General features: G+C 73.6%; 16 protein-coding genes. 15 read left to right on the top strand and 1 reads right to left on the bottom strand.

Annotated features, from left to right (window positions below):
• Positions 1-54: 54 nt before the first annotated feature.
• The 5 genes from AC0VX4_RS06130 to ndk all read left to right on the top strand — a co-directional run bounded on the left by AC0VX4_RS06130 (position 55) and on the right by ndk (position 6,933).
• Entirely contained in the window at positions 55-690 is a 636-nt protein-coding gene (locus tag AC0VX4_RS06130) for a TIGR03085 family metal-binding protein (RefSeq protein ID WP_136940654.1), read from the top strand.
• A 278-nt stretch (positions 691-968) separates the two neighbouring features.
• Positions 969-4,385 carry an isoleucine--tRNA ligase gene (gene ileS / locus AC0VX4_RS06125; protein WP_136940653.1) on the top strand — a complete coding sequence of 1,139 codons (3,417 nt, stop codon included), beginning with the start codon at positions 969-971 and terminating at the stop codon, positions 4,383-4,385.
• The gene (locus AC0VX4_RS06120; RefSeq protein WP_475464119.1) at positions 4,385-5,938 is read left to right on the top strand and encodes a bifunctional folylpolyglutamate synthase/dihydrofolate synthase; all 1,554 of its coding nucleotides are present in this window, start codon (positions 4,385-4,387) and stop codon (positions 5,936-5,938) included. Before ileS ends, AC0VX4_RS06120 begins: the two co-directional genes overlap by 1 nt.
• Positions 5,935-6,435, top strand: a complete 501-nt coding sequence (locus AC0VX4_RS06115; protein WP_049161078.1) for a DUF4233 domain-containing protein — start codon at positions 5,935-5,937, stop codon at positions 6,433-6,435. Before AC0VX4_RS06120 ends, AC0VX4_RS06115 begins: the two co-directional genes overlap by 4 nt.
• 75 nt (positions 6,436-6,510) lie before the next feature.
• Entirely contained in the window at positions 6,511-6,933 is a 423-nt protein-coding gene (gene ndk / locus AC0VX4_RS06110) for a nucleoside-diphosphate kinase (protein WP_002853924.1), read from the top strand.
• 86 nt (positions 6,934-7,019) lie between these two features.
• Here ndk and AC0VX4_RS06105 read toward each other — a convergent pair whose 3' ends face one another.
• Positions 7,020-7,679, bottom strand: a complete 660-nt coding sequence (locus AC0VX4_RS06105) for a vitamin K epoxide reductase family protein (RefSeq protein ID WP_002853923.1) — start codon at positions 7,677-7,679, stop codon at positions 7,020-7,022.
• A gap of 397 nt (positions 7,680-8,076) precedes the next feature.
• Between AC0VX4_RS06105 and AC0VX4_RS06100 the strand changes: the two genes are divergently transcribed.
• The 10 genes from AC0VX4_RS06100 to AC0VX4_RS06055 all read left to right on the top strand — a co-directional run bounded on the left by AC0VX4_RS06100 (position 8,077) and on the right by AC0VX4_RS06055 (position 18,683).
• The gene (locus AC0VX4_RS06100; RefSeq protein ID WP_239668489.1) at positions 8,077-11,364 is read left to right on the top strand and encodes an Rne/Rng family ribonuclease; all 3,288 of its coding nucleotides are present in this window, start codon (positions 8,077-8,079) and stop codon (positions 11,362-11,364) included.
• Between the two features lie 232 nt (positions 11,365-11,596).
• Complete coding sequence (gene rplU / locus AC0VX4_RS06095) at positions 11,597-11,902, top strand: 50S ribosomal protein L21 (RefSeq protein WP_002853919.1); 306 nt, start codon at positions 11,597-11,599, stop codon at positions 11,900-11,902.
• A gap of 51 nt (positions 11,903-11,953) precedes the next feature.
• Positions 11,954-12,211 carry a 50S ribosomal protein L27 gene (gene rpmA, locus AC0VX4_RS06090; RefSeq protein WP_002853915.1) on the top strand — a complete coding sequence of 86 codons (258 nt, stop codon included), beginning with the start codon at positions 11,954-11,956 and terminating at the stop codon, positions 12,209-12,211.
• Between the two features lie 169 nt (positions 12,212-12,380).
• Positions 12,381-13,928 carry a GTPase ObgE gene (gene obgE / locus AC0VX4_RS06085; protein WP_049160356.1) on the top strand — a complete coding sequence of 516 codons (1,548 nt, stop codon included), beginning with the start codon at positions 12,381-12,383 and terminating at the stop codon, positions 13,926-13,928.
• Between the two features lie 3 nt (positions 13,929-13,931).
• On the top strand, positions 13,932-15,137 hold the full coding sequence (proB, locus tag AC0VX4_RS06080) for a glutamate 5-kinase (RefSeq protein ID WP_098471620.1): 1,206 nt from the start codon (positions 13,932-13,934) through the stop codon (positions 15,135-15,137).
• 72 nt (positions 15,138-15,209) lie between these two features.
• Positions 15,210-16,559 (top strand): glutamate-5-semialdehyde dehydrogenase, encoded by a 1,350-nt coding sequence (locus tag AC0VX4_RS06075; protein ID WP_002853908.1) that lies wholly within the window; start codon positions 15,210-15,212, stop codon positions 16,557-16,559.
• A 79-nt stretch (positions 16,560-16,638) separates the two neighbouring features.
• On the top strand, positions 16,639-16,860 hold the full coding sequence (locus AC0VX4_RS06070; RefSeq protein WP_002853906.1) for a hypothetical protein: 222 nt from the start codon (positions 16,639-16,641) through the stop codon (positions 16,858-16,860).
• Positions 16,861-16,934: 74 nt separating this feature from the next.
• Positions 16,935-17,582, top strand: coding sequence for a nicotinate-nucleotide adenylyltransferase (nadD, locus tag AC0VX4_RS06065; RefSeq protein WP_002853904.1), 648 nt, complete (start codon positions 16,935-16,937; stop codon positions 17,580-17,582).
• Positions 17,579-18,004, top strand: coding sequence for a ribosome silencing factor (gene rsfS, locus AC0VX4_RS06060; protein WP_002853902.1), 426 nt, complete (start codon positions 17,579-17,581; stop codon positions 18,002-18,004). The genes nadD and rsfS overlap by 4 nt, the downstream gene beginning before the upstream one ends.
• A gap of 13 nt (positions 18,005-18,017) precedes the next feature.
• Positions 18,018-18,683, top strand: a complete 666-nt coding sequence (locus tag AC0VX4_RS06055) for a histidine phosphatase family protein (protein WP_002853899.1) — start codon at positions 18,018-18,020, stop codon at positions 18,681-18,683.
• Positions 18,684-18,713: the final 30 nt, after the last annotated feature.

Here is an 18,713-nt window from a genome sequence, read left to right as displayed (position 1 = left end):
GCGGCGCGGCCCACCCCTCGCCCGCGCCGCGGCCCGCTCCCTACCGTGGTGCCCATGACCACCTTCGCCGCAGCCGAACGTGCCCGCCTCGCTGACCTCCTGCTCGAGAAGGGCCCCGACGCGCCCACCCTGTGCGGCGGCTGGAGCACCCGCGACCTCGCCGCCCACCTCTGGCTGCGGGAGCGCCGGCCCGACGCCTTCGCCGCCCTGTTCATCCCGCCGCTGTCCCGCCACCTCGACCGCCTGACCGCGGAGACCACGCGCCGCGACTACGCCGAGGTCGTGCGGGAGTGGGCCGCGGGCCCGTCGGCGCTGAACCCCATGCGGGCGGCGGATAGGCACGTGAACGCGGCCGAGCACTTCATCCACCTCGAGGACGTCCGGCGCGGCGAGTCGTCGGCCGGCGGCTCGCTGCCCGCCCCGCGCTCGTTCTCCCCGGACGAGGAGGACGCCCTCTACCGCTCGCTGCGCCGCATGGCCCCGCTGTTCCTGTGTAAGTCCGCGGCGCCGGTGGTCCTCCAGGGCCCGGGTCGCGCCCCGGTCACCGTCACCCGTGGGGCCGTGGCGCTGCGGGCACCCGTCACGGTGACCGGCGAGGTCGGGGAGCTCCTCCTCTGGGCCTCGGGCCGGGACGCCGTGCACGTGGAGATCGACGGCGACGCGTCGGCGGCCGTGCGCACCGCCCTCTGACGCGCTCCGGCCCCGCGGCCACGGGCCGGCGCAGCGTCCACTACACTGGCGGGCACAGGCGTCGACCCGGCCATCACCGGCGAGCCTCCGGAAGAACGGGCCGCACGGCCCCAGTAGAACCGGACGGGTAAGCCCGTCACAGCAGTCATCAAGCGGCCAGCACCCCGGGGACCTCCCGACGCCGGCAAGCAAGGTGGTACCGCGTCCGCGGCCGGCCGGAGGGTCGGGCCCTCGGGCGTCCTTGCACGGAACCGACGCCCCGGACGCAAAGGACCCCCGTGTACCCCCTCGCCTCCTCCGCCCCTGACGGCCGCACCCCCGCCTCCCCGCGCTTCCCGGAGATCGAGCGCCGCATCCTGGCGTACTGGGACGAGGACGGCACCTTCCAGGCCTCGATCGACCAGCGTCCCGCCTTCAACGAGGACGGCTCGCAGAACGAGTTCGTCTTCTACGACGGCCCGCCCTTCGCCAACGGCCTGCCGCACTACGGCCACCTGCTCACCGGGTACGTCAAGGACCTCGTGGCCCGCTACCAGACGCAGCAGGGCCGCCGCGTGGAGCGCCGCTTCGGCTGGGACACCCACGGCCTGCCCGCCGAGCTCGAGGCGATGAAGCAGCTGGGCATGACGGACAAGTCCGAGATCGAGGCCATGGGCATCGACACGTTCAACGAGGCCTGCCGCTCCTCGGTCCTGAAGTACACGGACCAGTGGCAGGACTACGTGACCCGCCAGGCCCGCTGGGTCGACTTCGAGAACGACTACAAGACCCTCACCCCGGACTTCATGGAGTCCGTGATCTGGGCCTTCTCCGAGCTGCACCGCAAGGGCCTGACCTACCGCGGCTTCCGCGTCCTGCCCTACTGCTGGAACGACGAGACCCCGCTGTCCAACCACGAGCTGCGCATGGACGACGACGTCTACAAGATGCGCCAGGACCCCTCGGTCACCGTCACGTTCCCGATCACCGGCCTCCCGGCGGACCCCGCCCTCGTGCCCGACGGCGGCGCCGACGCGGCGCTCGCCGCGCACCTGGCCGGCGTCCACGTCCTGGCCTGGACCACCACGCCCTGGACGCTGCCGACCAACGCGGCCCTCGCCGTCGGCCCCCAGATCCAGTACGCCGTGGTGCCGGCCGGCCCCGAGGGCGCGACCGCGGACGGGGACCGCTTCCTCCTGGCCGTGGACCTCGTGGGCGCCCACGCCAAGGAGCTCGGCTACGCCGATGCCGACGCCGCCCGCGCCGCGGTCACCGAGACGATCCCCGGCGCCCGCCTCGGCGGCCTGGCCTACGCGCCGCTGTTCACGGACGTGTTCGACGCCCACCGCGGGGAGACCTTCACCGTCAACGGCCGTGACCTCGGCGTCGAGGGCGCCCACCGCATCCTCGTGGACGACTACGTCTCCACCGAGGACGGCACCGGCGTGGTCCACCAGGCGCCGGCCTACGGTGAGGACGATCAGCGCGTGTGCGAGGCCAACGGCATCCCCGTGCTGCTCTCCGTGGACTCCGGTGCCCGGTTCCTGCCGCTGTTCGCCCGCGAGGACGTCGGGCGCGGCGACCTGCGCGAGATCGCCGGCGTCCAGGTCTTCGAGGCCAACCGCACGATCATCCGCGCCCTGCGCTCGCTGGGCCGGCTCGCGCGGGAGGCCTCCTACGAGCACTCCTACCCGCACTGCTGGCGCTGCCGCACGCCGCTGATCTACCGCGCGGTGACGTCCTGGTACGTCAAGGTCACCCAGATCAAGGAGCGCATGCTCGAGCTGAACGAGGAGATCACCTGGATCCCCGGCAACGTGAAGCACGGGCAGTTCGGCACGTGGGTCGCCAACGCGCGCGACTGGTCCATCTCCCGCAACCGGTACTGGGGCTCGCCCATCCCGGTGTGGGAGTCCGACCACCCGGACTTCCCCCGCCAGGAGGTCTACGGCTCGCTCGCGGAGATCGAGGAGGCCTTCGGCCGCCTGCCGCGCAACGCCCAGGGCGAGGTGGACCTGCACCGCCCGTGGGTGGACGACCTCACCCGCCCCCACCCGGACCCCGAGGCCGCCGCGGCCGGCGCGGTCATGCGCCGGGTCGAGGACGTGCTGGACGTCTGGTTCGACTCCGGCTCCATGCCGTACGCCCAGGTGCACTACCCGTTCGAGCGCGCGGACTGGTTCCCCACGCACAACCCGGCGGACTTCATCGTGGAGTACATCGGCCAGACGCGCGGCTGGTTCTACACCATGCACATCCTGGCGACCGCCCTGTTCGACCGGCCGGCGTTCTCCCACGTGATCGCGCACGGCATCGTGCTCGGCTCGGACGGGCAGAAGATGTCCAAGTCGCTGCGCAACTACCCGGACGTCACGGAGGTCCTGGACCGCGACGGCGCGGACGCCATGCGCTGGTTCCTCATGGCCAGCCCCATCCTGCGCGGCGGCAACCTGATCGTCACGGAGGAGGGCATCCGCGAGGGCGTCCGCCAGGTGCTGCTGCCGGCGTGGAACGCCTACCACTTCTTCACCCTGTACGCGAACACCGCGCACGACGGCGGCGCCCGCCCCGAGGGGTACCGCGCGCAGGAGCGGCACACCGCCGAGGACCCCCTGGACCAGTACATCCTGGCCGCCACGGGCCGCATGCTGCGGGAGGTCAAGACCGGCCTGGACGCCTACGAGGTCTCGGACGCCACGGACGCGCTGCGCGGCTTCATGGACACCCTGACCAACTGGTACATCCGCCGGTCCCGTGAGCGGTTCTTCGACGAGGACACCGTCGCCTTCGACGTCCTCTACACCGTCCTGGAGGCCTTCACCCGGGCCGCCGCACCGCTGATGCCGCTGATCGCCGAGGAGATCTGGCGCGGCCTCACCGGCGGCCGCTCGGTCCACCTGACCGACTACCCGGACGCCGACCTGTTCCCCCACGGGCCCGAGGCGGACTCCCTCGTGGCCCGCATGGATGCCGTGCGCCGCATCAGCTCGGCCGGCTCGGCCCTGCGCAAGGGGGCCGGGCGCCGGGTGCGCCTGCCACTGCCCCGCCTGTCCGTCGTCGTCCCGGACGCGGCGGGCCTCGAGGGCACCTACGCCCGCATCGTGGCGGACGAGCTGAACCTCAAGGACGTCGAGCTCACCGAGCTCTCGGAGGAGGCGATCGCCCGCTACGGCATCGGCACGGAGCTGAAGCTGAACTTCCGCGAGCTCGGCAAGGCGTTCGGCAGGCAGGTGCCGCTCGTGAAGCAGGCGGTCGACGCCGGCGCGTACGAGGAGACGGCCGAGGGCCTGGCGGTCACGCTCGCCGACGGCGAGACCGTGACCCTGGCCCCCGCGCTCTACGAGCTGCGCACCGTCTCCACCGGTGCCCCCGAGGGGACCGCGGTGGGCGTGCTGCCCGGCACCGCCGGCTTCCTCGTGCTGGACACCGAGGTCTCCGCGGAGCTGGCCGCCGAGGGCACCGCCCGGGACGTGGTCCGCGCCGTCCAGGCGGCCCGCAAGGACGCCGGCCTGGACGTCTCCGACCGTGTGCGCACGCGGATCGAGGGCCCCACCGCCGTCGTGGCGGCGCTCGAGGCCCACCGCGGCCTCGTCGCGGAGGAGACCCTCACGGTGGACCTGGAGCTCGTGGACTCCGGCGCGGCCGACCCGCGCAAGGACCCGGCCGACGACGCCATGAAGACCGTGGCCGTCACCGTCGCGAAGGCGGACGCGTGATGCGCGGGGACGTCCCGGGCACGGTCGAGGAGGTCTACCGGGACCTGCTCGCCCGCGCCCCGGAGAACACGATGCAGCCGCGGCTCGAGCCGATGCGGCGCGTGCTCGCGCTGCTCGGCGACCCGCAGCACGCGGCCCCGGTGATCCACCTGACCGGCACCAACGGCAAGACCTCCACGGCGCGGATGGTCGAGGCCGTCCTGCGCGCCTACGGGCTGCGGACCGGGCGCTACACCTCGCCGCATCTGCAGCGCGTCACGGAGCGGATCAGCATCGACGGCGCCCCGGTGGCCGACGAGACCTTCGTGCGCGTGTGGGGGGAGATCCTCCCGATCGTGCAGACCGTGGACGCGGAGCTCGAGGCCGCGGGCGAGGTCCCGCTGACGTACTTCGAGGCGGTCACCACGCTGGGCTTCGCGGTGTTCGCGGACGAGCCCGTGGAGGTCGTCGTCCTCGAGGTGGGCCTCGGGGGCGTGACGGACGCGACCAACGTCGCGGACGCCGTCGTCTCCGTGGTCACCCCCATCTCCCTGGACCACACGGACCTGCTGGGGGAGACCGAGGCCGAGATCGCCGAGGAGAAGGCCGGCATCATCAAGCCCGGCGGCGCCCTCGTCTCCGCCGCCCAGGAGCGCGACGCCGCCCAGGTGCTGCTCGAGGCGGCCCGGGCGGCCGACGTGCCGTTCCGCTTCGAGGGCGTCGAGTTCGGCGTGCTCGAGCGCTCCCTGGCCGTGGGCGGCCAGCAGGTGTCCGTGCGTGGCCTCGCGGCCGAGTACCGGGACCTGTTCCTGCCGCTGCTCGGGGAGCACCAGGCGCAGAACCTCGCGGTGGCCGTGGCGGCCCTGGAGATGTTCCTGGGCGGCGGCGAGCGACCGCTGGACGAGGAGCTGCTGCGCGAGGGGCTGTCCCAGGTCACCTCGCCCGGCCGGCTCGAGGTGCTGCGCACCGCCCCCACGCTCATCGTGGACGCCGCCCACAACCCGGACGGCGTGCGGGCCACGGCCCGCGCGGTGCAGGAGGCGTTCGGCTTCACCCGCCTCTCGCTGGTCGTCGGGATCCTCCAGGAGAAGGACGCGCCGGGCATGCTCGCGGCGCTCTACCGGGCGTTCGGCGACGACGTGGAGGACCTCGCGGTGACGCAGTCCTCCTCGGCCCGTGCCATCCCGGCCGGGGAGCTGGCCCGCATGGCCGTCGACGCCGGCTGGCCCGAGGACGACGTGTACGCCACCGAGTCCGTGCCGGACGCCCTCGAGCGGGCGGTCGGCCGCGCGGAGGCCCTGGAGACGAGCGCGGACGAACTGGCCTCCGGCACCGGCGGCGGGGTGCTCGTGCTCGGCTCGATCACCCTGGCCGCCGAGGTCCGCACCCTCGTGGGCGAGCCCCGCCATGCCGGCCCCGTCACCGTGGCCGCCCGCGGCCTCGACCCCGCCGACCTGCTCGACGCCGTCGGGCTGGCGGACGCCGACGAGGACGACCTGGACCCGGAGATCCTCGAGCTGCTCGAGGACCGCGACGACGCCGGCGCCCGCCGCCGGCCGGAGGAGGACCGATGACCCCCGACCAGCCGCAGACCGGAGACGCCACGGAGCAGGGGCGCTTCGGCGACGAGTCCTGGCGCCCCGCGCGTGAGACGCGGTCCCAGCGGCAGTGGCGCCCCGGCACTCGTCGGCGTCGCCGCTCCGTGCGCGCCCTGTTCACCTCCACGGTCCTCATGCTCGAGGCGGTGCTCATCTTCTTCCTCGGGCTCATGCTGTTCGGCATGCACCGGGACGAGCCGGGCGCCTGGTGGTTCGTGGCGGGCTACTCCGCGCTGGCCGTCGTCGCGGTGCTGACCTGCGCCCTGGTGCGCAAGCCCGTCGGCATCGCGATCGGCTGGGCGATCCAGGCCGTCCTGCTGGCCTCCGGCTTCTGGGAGTACTCGATGTTCGTGGTGGGGGCCCTCTTCGCGCTGACGTGGGCGTACGCCGTGATCAAGGGGGGTGCCATGGACGTCGAGAACGCCCAGCGCGACCGCCTTGAGGCCGCCTGGGAGGCCGAGCACGGACGCTGAGACCCGGGCCCCACTAGGGTGGGGCGGGAACCGGACCGCGCTCGCGGCCGTCCGACGACGCTAGGAGCACACCCCATGACGCACCACATCGAAGAGACCCTCGTCCTCGTCAAGCCGGACGGGGTGGCCCGCAACCTGGTCGGCGAGATCCTCGCGCGCATCGAGCGCAAGGGCTATGTGATCGCCGATCTGAAGATGCTCACGCCCACCCGCGCCATGCTGGAGCGCCACTACGAGGAGCACCAGGGCAAGCCGTTCTTCGAGCCGCTGGTCGCGTTCATGGCCTCCGGCCCCGTGGTGGCCGCGCGCGTCACGGGCGATTCGGTGATCGAGGGCTTCCGCTCGCTGGCCGGCAAGACCGATCCCACCGTGGCCGCCCCGGGCACCATCCGCGGCGACCTGGGCCGGGACTGGGGCGAGGCCGTCCAGAAGAACCTCGTCCACGGTTCGGACTCGACCCTCTCGGCCGAGCGCGAGCTCGCGATCTGGTTCGGCTGAGCCCGGTTCGGGCCCGCACGACGGCGGCCGGTCACCCGGGTGGGGTGACCGGCCGCCGTCGTCGTGTCCGGTGGGGGAGCGCGGGCTCAGTCGATCCCGATGACCCCGAGGCCCAGTTCCAGCAGGATCGAGGCGAACACCAGGACGTAGAGGAGCACGATCACGGGCCAGGCCAGCTCCCGGGCGAGTCGGACGAGGCCGGCCGGGGCCGGCAGCGTGCCGGTCTGCAGGTTCCGGGACGTCACGAGCACGAGCTGGGCGATGACCATGGCCCACACGATCATGCAGTAGAGGCACAGCGTGCCGATGCTGTAGACGGCGGAGTACCAGAGCCACACGCAGAACGCGAAGCCCGCCAGGATCCCCGCGTTCATCAGCAGCCAGTACCAGCGGGCGAAGCGGGCGCCGGCGAGCAGGGACACCGCCACGGTGATGAGCACGGAGAACGCGACCACGCCGATGTACGTGTTCGGGAAGCCGAAGGTGTGGGCCTGCCACGACTGCATCACCTGGCCGCAGGACACCCACGGGTTGAGGTCGCAGGACGTGCGGTGTGTCGGGTCCGCGGTGAGGAGGGCGCGCTCGACGATGATGATGATCGTCGCCGTCAGCGCCACGAGCGAGGTGATCAGGAGCAGCGCCGCGGTGCCCGCGGGCCGGGCGTACCAGGTGAGCCGGGCCTCCTCGGCGGGGACGTCGTCGGCAGGGGAGAGGCGGACGTCGTCCGTCAGCGGTGTCGCAGGCATGGACACGATTCTAGGGGCGTGCCCGGGGCGGATGTGAGAGAATCGGCCCTGGCCGTCCCGTGGCCACACCGCGGGGCAGCCCGCTGCGCGCCCGACGTCGGGCCGCCGCCGAGGCGCCCCCGCGTCGAGCATCGTGCGGGAGGTGGACGCCGGGCCCCGCCCGTGTGCGTCCGTGCGCCGGCCGGCGGACGGCACGTGACGCCCAGGCCCCGATCTCGAGGGCGCAGCGGTTCCGCGCCGGGCCCTGACGGTCGGCGCGGTCCACCCGATGACTTCTCGGAGTCCGCCTCCCGGCGCACCCGTGGCGCACGGCGCCCGGGGCAACGCGGCCGGCGGCGGACGCGGACACGCCGGGCGGCGGCGAGTGTGGCGTCGTCGGTCGGCGGGAGGTGCTGCCATGGCGGCCAACAACGAGGACACGACCCGCGCAGACGAACGTGCGGAGGAGACGGCCGCACAGGCCGTGACGCAGACCGCGGCGGACACCGCCGCCGGGGCGGTTCAGCCGGAGCGGACCCCCGCGTCCGATGACGCCGCGGACGCGCCCGACGAGCCGAGCGCGCCGACGCTGCAGTTCGACCCGACCGACCCGTTCGCCGTGCCGGCGAACCTGATCGAGGTCCTGCGCACCGAGACCACCTCGCGGCAGCGCTCCGAGGACGAGGGCGACCCGGCGACCTCCGGGCGTTCGCGCCGTCGTCGCCCCTCCCGCGAGGGCGGCCACGCGGAGGAGAGTGCCGCAGACGCGTCGGCGGACGCCGAGGACCGGGAGGACGCCGGAGAGTCCGAGGACCGTGCCGAGGGCGCCGTGGTCTCCCGTCGGCGTCGCCGGCGCCGCCGCGGCGAGGTGGACATGGAGCTCGACGGCGGCGAGGCCGGCGATCCCGAGCACACCGTCACCCGCGTGCGCGCACCGCGCCAGGCCGTCGGCACCGCCCCGGACACCGTCCAGAGCGTCAAGGGCTCCACCCGGCTCGAGGCGAAGCGCCAGCGCCGCCGCGACTCCCGCTCGGGCGGGCGTCGCCGCACCGTGATCACCGAGGCCGAGTTCCTGGCCCGCCGCGAGGCCGTGGACCGCAAGATGCTCGTGCGCCAGCGCGACCAGCGCATCCAGATCGCCGTGCTCGAGGACGGCGTGCTGGCCGAGCACTTCGTCTCACACACCACGCAGGACTCGATGATCGGCAACGTGTACCTGGGCAAGGTCCAGAACGTGCTGCCGTCCATGGAGGCCGCGTTCGTGGACATCGGCCGCGGACGCAACGCCGTGCTCTACGCGGGCGAGGTCAACTGGGACGCCGCCCAGCTGGACGGCAAGCCCAGGAAGATCGAGAACGCGCTCAAGTCCGGCGACACCGTGCTCGTCCAGGTCACCAAGGACCCGGTGGGCCACAAGGGCGCCCGCCTGACCAGCCAGGTCTCCCTGCCCGGCCGCTACCTCGTGTACGTGCCCGGAGGCTCGATGACCGGCATCTCCCGCAAGCTGCCGGACGTGGAGCGCTCGCGTCTGAAGAAGATCCTCAAGGACCACCTGCCGCAGGACGCCGGCGTGATCGTGCGCACCGCGGCCGAGGGCACCTCCGAGCAGGAGCTGCAGAACGACATCAACCGTCTGCGCGCCCAGTGGGAAGGCATCCAGGAGAAGGCGTCCGGCACCAAGGTGCTCGCCCCCGAGCTGCTCTACGCCGAGCCGGACCTGACCATCAAGACGGTCCGCGACGTCTTCAACGAGGACTTCTCCGCCATGCTCGTCCAGGGCGAGGCCACGTGGGACAACATCGAGGCCTACGTGACCTACGTGGCCCCGCACCTGCTGGGCCGTCTGCACCACTGGGTGCCGGAGGACCACGACGGCGAGGACCTGTATGCCACCCACCGCGTGGACGAGCAGCTCCACAAGGCGCTCGAGCGCAAGGTGTACCTGCCCTCCGGCGGCTCCCTCGTGATCGACCGCACCGAGGCCATGACCGTGGTGGACGTGAACACCGGCAAGTTCACGGGCTCCGGCGGCAACCTCGAGGAGACCGTCACCAAGAACAACCTCGAGGCCGCCGAGGAAATCGTCCGGCAGCTGCGCCTGCGGGACATCGGCGGCATCATCGTCATCGACTTCATCGACATGGTGCTCGAGGCCAACCGTGACCTCGTGCTGCGCCGTCTCGTGGAGTGCCTGGGCCGGGACCGCACGAAGCACCAGGTCGCCGAGGTGACCTCGCTCGGCCTGGTCCAGATGACGCGCAAGCGCATGGGGACCGGGCTCGTGGAGGTGTTCTCGGAGACCTGCGAGCACTGCGGCGGCCGCGGCATCCTCATCCAGGACACGCCCGTCGAGCGGGGCCGCTCCGGCGGTGAGCAGCGCGGCGAGGCGGAGGGCCGCCGTCGTCGCCGGCGTCGGGGCGACGGCGAGGGCGAGCACGCCCACGCCGCCGCGGCCACGACGACGAGCGACGAGCCCACCGACTCCGAGGACGAGCGGCAGCGCCGTGAGCGGGCCGAGGCCGCCCGTGTCGCCCTGCACTCGATCGCGAAGGCCTCCGGCAAGGTGGCCGAGGAGGAGACCGCCGCCCAGGAGTCCGCCCCCGCCGAGCAGGCGGCGGACGCCGCCGAGGACTCCGCGGCCGGGGCCGTCGAGGCCGCGTCGGCCGGGCCCGCGGAGGCCGGGCAGCCGGCCGGGGCGGACGAGGAGGAGACGCCGCGTCGCCGGCGCCGTCGGGGCCGCCGCCGCAGCCGGGGCCGCGCCGAGGAGTCGGGGGACACCGCCGCCGAGGATGCCGCGCGGTCGCACGACGACGGCCCCGCCGAGTCCGCCGATCAGACCCGTCAGACCGAGGAGGAGGCGGCCTCCGAGGCCCCTGGGGCCCCCGAGCACCAGGACCCGGTCGTGCAGGCCGAGGAGGCCGTGGCCGCCGTCGCGGAGGCGGAGGCCGACGCCGAGGCCGAGCCCACGGAGGACGCGGCCGAGCAGGGCGACCGCCCGCGCCGGTCCCGGCGTCGCCGGGGTGGCCGTGGGCGGTCCCGCCGAGGTGGCGAGGCGGCCTCGACCGAGGCCGACGCCGAGGACCAGGGTGCGGAGCGCGCGACGCCGTCGCGGCACGACGCCGCGGACGCCGAGTCCTCGGCGGCCGCGACCTCCGAGGTCGCATCGGAGCCTGTGCCTGCCGAGGATGCCCCGGCGCCCCGGCGCCGCCGGTCCCGCCGGGCCTCGAGCGACGGCATCGTCCGTCCGGCCGCCGGTGCGGACGCGTCCACCGAGCGGGCGGCCGACCGCCCGGACGCGGCTCCGGTGGAGGCCACCGAGCCCTCGCCCGAGGAGTCCACGGACGCCACCGAGGTCCACGAGCAGCCCGCCGCCCCGGCCGCCGTCGAGGAGGCCGTGATGGTGGAGCCTGCGGCGACCGAGCCGACGGCGGAGCCCGCGGCGGACGTGGAGCAGACGCCCGCCGCGGACGCCCCGGCCGAGGCCCAGGTGGCCCCGGCGCCCGGATCGCCGCGCCGGCGCTCGCGTCGCGCCGTGTCCTCCGACGGCGTCCACGTCCAGGTCCAGGCCGCGCCCGGCGGCGCCCGGGGCGGCCGTTTCACCGCGGCCGTGGCCGAGGCGTCCACCCCCGCCGAGCCGCAGGGTGCCGCCCCGGTGATGCTCGGTGTCGGGGTGAAGGCCGCCGACCTGGCCCGCCGCGGCCGCTGACCGTCGTCGGTGCCGCCGCCCCGGGCCCGCCCCGGGCGGCGGCGACGCGCCGACACGCCTCTGTTTGGTCCGGACGCCCGGCAGCGAGTATGCTGGACCATCGGTGTTCACCGCCCGCACGCTCCCGCATGTCCCGGTGAGGGACCGCCGGACCCGGACGCAGCCGCGGTCGAGGTGCGGGCGAGCAGAACCCGATCTGATCCATTGAAACGTCGAGAGAAGTGAGTCCCAAGTGGTGTACGCGATTGTCCGCGCTGGCGGCCGCCAGGAGAAGGTTTCTGTCGGAGACCTCGTTACCCTCGACCGCGTTCCCGCTGAGACCGGTGGCTCCGTCGAGCTGCCCGCTCTGATGCTGGTGGACGGGGACGAGGTCAAGGCTGGCGCCGATGCCGCCGGTGTGAAGGTGACCGCCGAGGTCGTCTCCCACTCCCGTGGCAAGAAGGTCGTCATCATGAAGTACAAGAACAAGACCGGCTACAAGAAGCGCCAGGGCCACCGCTCTGAGCTGTCCACGGTCAAGATCACCGGGATCGCCTGAGCCGTCACCGGCACCGGCGAAACCGAGCATCCGAGAGGTTAGGCAACAGCAATGGCACATAAGAAGGCCGGCAGTTCCTCGAAGAACGGCCGCGATTCGAACCCGCAGTACCTCGGCGTCAAGCGCTACGGCGGCGAGGACGTCAACGCCGGCGAGATCATCGTCCGCCAGCGTGGCACCAAGTTCCACCCGGGCCGCAACGTCGGCCGCGGCAAGGACGACACCCTCTTCGCGCTGTCCGCGGGCTCCGTGGCCTTCGGCCAGCGCCGCGGCCGCAAGGTCGTGGACATCGTCCCCGCCGCGGAGTGATCTGACACTCGTGCGGTCTGCGTGCGGACCCTCGCCCGGCGAGGACACCCGCACCCCCTGACGCCCCGGCGGGGGCGGGCCCGGCATCCACCGGACCCGCCCCCGCCGTCGGCGTCTCCGGCCCCTGGGCCGTCTGAGTCCGATCCCTCCAGCCCCTAGGAGCACTCCCATGGCAGCCTTCGTGGACCGCGTGGTCCTCCACCTCACCGCCGGCAACGGCGGGCACGGGTGCGTCTCCGTGCATCGCGAGAAGTTCAAGCCCCTGGGTGGCCCCGACGGCGGCGACGGCGGCGACGGCGGCGACATCACCCTCGTGGTGGACTCGCAGACCACCACGCTGCTGGACTACCACCACGCCCCGCATCGGTCCGCCGAGAACGGCCAGCCGGGCATGGGCGACCACCGCGAGGGCAAGAACGGCCAGTCGCTCGTGCTCCCCGTGCCGGACGGCACGGTGGTCAAGGACGAGCAGGGCAACATCGTGGCCGATCTCGTGGGGGAGGGTGCGACCTACGTCGCCGCCGCCGGCGGTCAGGGCGGCCTCGGCAACGCGGCGCTGGCCTCGGTGAAGCGCAAGGCGCCCGGCTTCGCGCTGCTCGGCCTGCCGGGGGAGAGCCGGGACCTGACGCTCGAGATCAAGACCGTGGCGGACGTCGCGCTCGTGGGCTTCCCCTCGGCCGGCAAGTCCTCCCTCATCGCGGCCCTGTCTGCGGCCCGCCCCAAGATCGCGGACTACCCGTTCACCACGCTCGTGCCCAACCTCGGGGTCGTGCAGGCCGGCGACGTGCGCTTCACCGTGGCCGACGTCCCGGGCCTGATACCCGGTGCCTCGGAGGGCCGCGGCCTCGGCCTGGAGTTCCTGCGCCACGTCGAGCGCTGCGCCGCGCTCGTGCACGTCCTCGACTGCGGCAGCCTCGAGTCCGACCGCGACCCGATCGCCGACTTCGAGGCCATCGAGGCCGAGCTCGAGGCCTACGCGGTGGAGCCCGTCTTCTCCCAGGGAGGGGAGGGCGTCGTGCCGCTGAATGAGCGGCCCCGCCTTATCGCCCTGAACAAGACCGACCTGCCCGACGGCGCCGCGATGGCGGACATGGTCCGCGACGAGCTCGAGGGCCGTGGCCTGCGGGTCTTCGACATCTCGGCGCTGGCCCGCGAGGGCCTGGACGCCCTCAAGTACGCCATGGCCGAGCTCGTGGCGGAGGCCCGTTCCCGGGTGGTCGAGCCCGTGCCGGCCGCGCCTGTCGAGGTGCCGCGCCGGCATTGCCGCCGTGGCGAGCGGGCCGAGTTCACGATCCGCCGCGAGGAGCGCAACCTCGAGCCGCTGTTCCGCGTGCGCGGCGAGAAGCCCGAGCGGTGGGTGGCCCAGACGGACTTCCAGAACGACGAGGCGATCGGCTACCTTGCGGACCGGCTTCAGCGGGCCGGCGTCGAGGACGGCCTGTTCAAGGCCGGTGCGAGGCCGGGCGACGCCGTGGTGATCGGCGACGACGTCACGGGCGTGGTCTTCGACTGGGAGCCCACGCTGTCCGCGGGAGCCGAGCTGCTCGCCGGGCCGCGTGGCACCGACCTGCGGCTCGACGAGCGCACCCGCGCGACCCGTGCGGAGAAGCGCGCCGAGCAGGATGCCCGCCGGGCCGCCCGTGCGGCGACCCGGGCCGAGATGGAGGCCGAGCGACGCTCCGGCCTGTGGAACGACACCGACGATCGAGAGGGATGATCCATGTCCGTGCGGCGCACCGTCGTCACCCGCTATCCGACCCCCGCCACGCGCGGCTCCGATGACCCGCGGGCCAACCCCGTGACCTCGCGGGAGACGATGCAGGCCGCGCGCCGAGTGGTCGTGAAGATCGGCTCGTCCTCGTTGACCACCCCGGACGGCCTGGACGTGGAGGCCATCGATCGGCTCGTGGACGTCCTCGCCGCCGAGCGGCAGAAGGGCACCCAGGTGGTGCTCGTGTCCTCCGGCGCCGTCGCGGCCGGCTTCCCCCACCTCGGGCTGGGCCGACGCCCCAAGGACACCGCCACCCAGCAGGCCTCGGCGGCGGTCGGCCAGAGCAAGCTCATGGCGCACTACACCACGAGCTTCGGCCGGCACGACACCGAGGTGGCCCAGGTGCTCCTGACCGCCGAGGAGCTCATGCGGCGCACCCAGTACACGAACGCGCACCGCGCCCTGTCGCGGCTGCTCACGCTCGACGTGATGCCGATCGTGAACGAGAACGACGCCGTGGCCACGCGCGAGATCCGCTTCGGCGACAACGACCGCCTCGCGGCCCTCACCGCCAACCTCTGCAAGGCGGACCTGCTGGTCCTGCTCTCGGACGTGGACGCCCTCTACACGGGCCACCCCTCGCACCCGGACGCGCGGCGCATCCCGGAGGTCACCTCGGACGACGACCTGGCCGGCGTCGACGTGCGCGTGCCCGGTTCCGCGGGCGTGGGCACGGGCGGCATGGTGACCAAGGTGGACGCGGCCGGCATCGCGGCCACCACCGGCATCCCGACCCTGCTCACCTCGGCCGCGAACGCGGGCGCCGCGTTCGCGGGGCAGGACGTGGGCACGTGGTTCTCCGCCACCGGCCGCCGCCGGTCCGCACGCGCGGCGTGGCTCGGCCTCACGGCGGAGGTCCGGGGCCGGCTCGTCATCGACGACGGCGCGGTGGCCGGGGCGATCGACCGCGGCCGCTCCCTGCTGGCCGCGGGCATCACCGGCTGCACGGGTGACTTCACGCCGGGCGACGTCGTCGAGATCGTGGACGCACACGGCCGGGTGCGGGCGCGCGGCCTCGTGCAGTACTCCTCGTCGCAGCTGCCCGCCATGCTCGGACGGACGACCGCCGACCTCCGCGAGGACCTCGGCGCGGGTTACGACGGCGTCGTCGTGCACGCGGACGACTGGGTGCGCCTGGCTCCGCCGCAGCGCTGACCAGCACGGGCTCCGGCCGAGTCGACGGACCGGGCCTCGTGCCTCGTCCGGGGCGCTCGATAGGCTGGAGGCATGCAGACCACCGAGAGCACCGCACCCCAGGATCAGTCCGGCCGCCAGGACGCCGAGGCGCCGACGCCCGAGGTCGAGGAGGCCATCCGCCAACGGGCCGAGTGGGCGCGTCAGGCCGTGCCCGAGCTGGCCACCGCCGGCCGCGTCCGCAAGGACGCCGTCCTGCGCCACATGGCTGAGGCCCTGCGAGCCAACGCGGCCGCGATCATCACGGCCAACCGCGAGGACCGCAACCGCGGCCGCGAGGCCGGCACCTCGGCGGCCATGCTGGACCGGCTCAAGCTGGACGAGGCGCGCGTCGAGGCGCTGGCCCTCGCCCTGGAGACCCTGGCCGGCCTGCCGGACCCCGTGGGCACCGTGGTCCGCGGCGGTCCGCTGCCCAACGGCGTGCGGATGAGCCAGGTGCGGGTGCCCCTGGGCGTCGTGGGCGCCGTGTACGAGGCCCGTCCGAACGTCACGGTGGACATCGCCGGCATCGCCCTGAAGTCGGGCAACGGCGTGATCCTGCGCGGCGGCTCGGCCGCGGAGTCCACCAACGCGGTCCTGATCCAGGTGTTGCGGGAGGCGCTCGTGGATCAGGGCTTCGACCCCAACATCATCCAGGGCATCGACGATCTCGGACGTCCCGGCGTCGCCGCGCTGATGGCCGCTCGTGGCGCGGTGGACGTCCTCGTCCCGCGCGGCGGCCGTGAGCTGATCCAGCGCGTGGTCCGCGAGGCCCGGGTGCCCGTGATCGAGACGGGTGAGGGCAACGTGCATCTGTACGTGGACGCCGCCGCACCCAAGCAGATGGCGGTGGACATCGCACTCAACTCGAAGACCCACCGCACCTCCGTGTGCAATGCGGCCGAGACCCTGCTGCTCCACCGGGACGCGGAGGAGACGGGCCGCGAAGTGCTGCGCGCCCTCACCCGCGCCGGCGTGCTGCTGCACGTGGACGAGGCCGCGCGGGCCTGGCTGCCCACGCTGGCCGACCGCGGCGACCACGCCCGGGACGCCGTGGACGCCACGGAGGAGGACTGGGGCACCGAGTACCTGGACATGGAGATGGCCGTGCGCGTCGTGGACTCCCTCGACCAGGCGATGGAGCACATCGGCCGGTGGTCCACGGGCCACACCGAGGCCATCGTCACGAACGACCTGGCCGCGGCCGAGCGGTTCATCACCGAGGTGGACGCCGCGGCCGTCATCGTGAACGCGTCCACGCGCTTCACCGACGGCGGCGAGCTCGGCCTCGGTGCCGAAGTGGGCATCTCCACCCAGAAGATGCACGCACGCGGGCCCATGGGCCTGGAGGAGCTCACGACCACCAAGTGGATCCTGCGCGGCGACGGGCAGATCCGCCGCTGAGCCGGGCTACGATGGACACCAGGACCCCTTCGGCCCGGCCCCGGCCAGGCCGTCTGACCCGCTGCACTGAGGAGCATCCATGCTGAACACCTCCCTGATCCTGGCCGCCGCCGAGGGCCACCACGTCGTCAACGAGCTGCCGATGGACCCCATCTGGTACGGCGTGCTCGTCTTCGCGCTGCTGATGGCCGCCCTGGCCGCCACCATGTCCATGCGCTCCCGCGCGCTGCGCCTGCCCGAGCCCACCACCGCGGTCCAGCACCACGGCACCGGCCGCGGCTCGCACACCTCCGGTCACTGACGTCTCACCGGCCCGCCGCGTCGCCGCCTCCGCCGGGGGCGACGCGGCGGGCCGTCCGTTCGTCTCCTGAGCGCATGACCGTCGCCTCCCGCACCCCCGTCCCCGAGCCCACTGCCGGGGGCGTGCGCCGTCGTCGCCTCGGCATCATGGGCGGCACCTTCGACCCGATCCACCACGGGCACCTCGTGGCCGCCTCCGAGGTGGCCGCCGAGTTCGAGCTGGACGAGGTCGTCTTCGTCCCCACGGGTCAGCCGTGGCAGAAGTCGGACCGGCAGGTCTCCCCGGCCGAGGACCGCTACCTCATGACCGTGGTGGCCACCGCCTCCAACCCCCGGTTCACCGTCTCCCGCGTGGACATCGACCGTCCCGGCGTGACCTACACCGTGGACACGCTGCGGGACCTGCGCCGCCTGCACCCGGACGCCGAGCTGTTCTTCATCACCGGCGCGGACGCCATGGGCCAGATCCTCACGTGGAAGGACGTGGACGAGCTCTGGGACCTGGCGCACTTCGTCGGTGTCACCCGTCCCGGCCACGACCTCTCGGACATGGGTCTGGGCGATGACGTGTCCCTGATGGAGATCCCCGCCATGGCGATCTCCTCCACGGACTGCCGGGAGCGCGTCCGCCGGGGCCGGCCCGTCTGGTATCTCGTCCCGGACGGCGTCGTCCAATACATCGCCAAGCACCACCTCTACGTCTCGGAAGAGGAGACCTCGTGACCGTTCCCCAGACCACCCTGGACGCCCTCACCACCGCCGCAGCCGCCGCCGCGGACAAGCTCGGCACGCACATCGTCGCGTTCGACGTGGCCGAGCGGCTCGGCCTGACCGACGCCTTCCTGATCGCCTCCGGCGCCTCGGAGCGTCAGGTCAACGCGATCGTCGACGGCGTCGAGGAGGCGCTGCTGAAGGACGAGCAGCTCAAGCCGCTGCGTCGCGAGGGCCGGTCCGACGGCCACTGGGTGCTGCTCGACTACGGGCACTTCGTGGTGCACGTCCAGCATCGCGAGGACCGCGAGTTCTATGCGCTGGACCGCCTGTGGAAGGACACCCCGGCGATCGACCTCGGCCTGCCGGAGGAGAGCACCCGCCCGGACGCGGCCGCCCAGGACGACGGCGCCTCCGCCTCGCACGCCTCCTGAGCGCGTCCGCGAGATGCGCCTGATCCTGCTGCGTCACGGCGAGACCGACTGGAACGCCCTGGACCGGTACCAGGGGCACACGGACATCGAGCTGAACGCCGAGGGGGAGCGGCAGGCGCGCCGCGCCGCCGGCGGGCCCGTGGGCGATCTGCTCGAGGACGCGGAGGAGCTCGTGGCCGTGTGCTCCCCGCTGGCCCGGGCGCGGCGCACGGCCGAGATCGTCCTCCAGGCCCGGGTGGGCGCGGCGTCCGTGGCCGTCGACCCGGAGCTGATGGAGCTGGCCGGGGGAGAGTGGGAAGGCCTCGAGCTCAGTGCCATCGCGGAACGCTGGCCGGACGAGCACCGCCTCTGGCGGGCCGTGCCGGCGCTCGACGCCGGCCCCGTCGGCGGGGAGACCCTGCGCGGGGGCGGCGAGCGGGCCCTGCGCGCGCTGCGCGGCCACGTGCCCCCGCACTGGGGCGACACCCCGCGCGACGGGGGCGCCCAGACCCTGCTCGCCGTGGCCCACGGTGCGCTGATCCGCGCGGCCGCGGGGCTGCTCCTGCGTCACGAGGGCGAGGCCTTCGCGGCGATGGAGCGGATCGGCAACGCCCGCGCCGCCGTGCTGCAGGGCGCGTTCACTCCGGACACCGGGGCCGAGGGCTGGGGCGACTGGGCCCTCGAGGGCTACGGCATCTGAGGGCACCCCGGCCCGGACGCCGATTTGGCG

It is taken from the genome of Micrococcus sp. 63XJN7_8_ISO-PGPR-S23-253 (genome assembly GCF_056173425.1).
This window is presented reverse-complemented; position numbering and strand designations above follow the sequence as displayed.

Coding starts and splice junctions, on each gene's coding strand:
- ndk (WP_002853924.1), top strand. CDS start 6,511: ATGACGCACCACATCGAAGAGACCCTCGTCCTCGTCAAGCCGGACGGG.
- rpmA (WP_002853915.1), top strand. CDS start 11,954: ATGGCACATAAGAAGGCCGGCAGTTCCTCGAAGAACGGCCGCGATTCG.
- AC0VX4_RS06070 (WP_002853906.1), top strand. CDS start 16,639: ATGCTGAACACCTCCCTGATCCTGGCCGCCGCCGAGGGCCACCACGTC.
- AC0VX4_RS06100 (WP_239668489.1), top strand. CDS start 8,077: ATGGCGGCCAACAACGAGGACACGACCCGCGCAGACGAACGTGCGGAG.
- AC0VX4_RS06115 (WP_049161078.1), top strand. CDS start 5,935: ATGACCCCCGACCAGCCGCAGACCGGAGACGCCACGGAGCAGGGGCGC.
- AC0VX4_RS06105 (WP_002853923.1), bottom strand. CDS start 7,679: ATGCCTGCGACACCGCTGACGGACGACGTCCGCCTCTCCCCTGCCGAC.
- proB (WP_098471620.1), top strand. CDS start 13,932: ATGTCCGTGCGGCGCACCGTCGTCACCCGCTATCCGACCCCCGCCACG.
- nadD (WP_002853904.1), top strand. CDS start 16,935: ATGACCGTCGCCTCCCGCACCCCCGTCCCCGAGCCCACTGCCGGGGGC.
- AC0VX4_RS06120 (WP_475464119.1), top strand. CDS start 4,385: ATGCGCGGGGACGTCCCGGGCACGGTCGAGGAGGTCTACCGGGACCTG.
- AC0VX4_RS06130 (WP_136940654.1), top strand. CDS start 55: ATGACCACCTTCGCCGCAGCCGAACGTGCCCGCCTCGCTGACCTCCTG.
- AC0VX4_RS06055 (WP_002853899.1), top strand. CDS start 18,018: ATGCGCCTGATCCTGCTGCGTCACGGCGAGACCGACTGGAACGCCCTG.
- obgE (WP_049160356.1), top strand. CDS start 12,381: ATGGCAGCCTTCGTGGACCGCGTGGTCCTCCACCTCACCGCCGGCAAC.
- AC0VX4_RS06075 (WP_002853908.1), top strand. CDS start 15,210: ATGCAGACCACCGAGAGCACCGCACCCCAGGATCAGTCCGGCCGCCAG.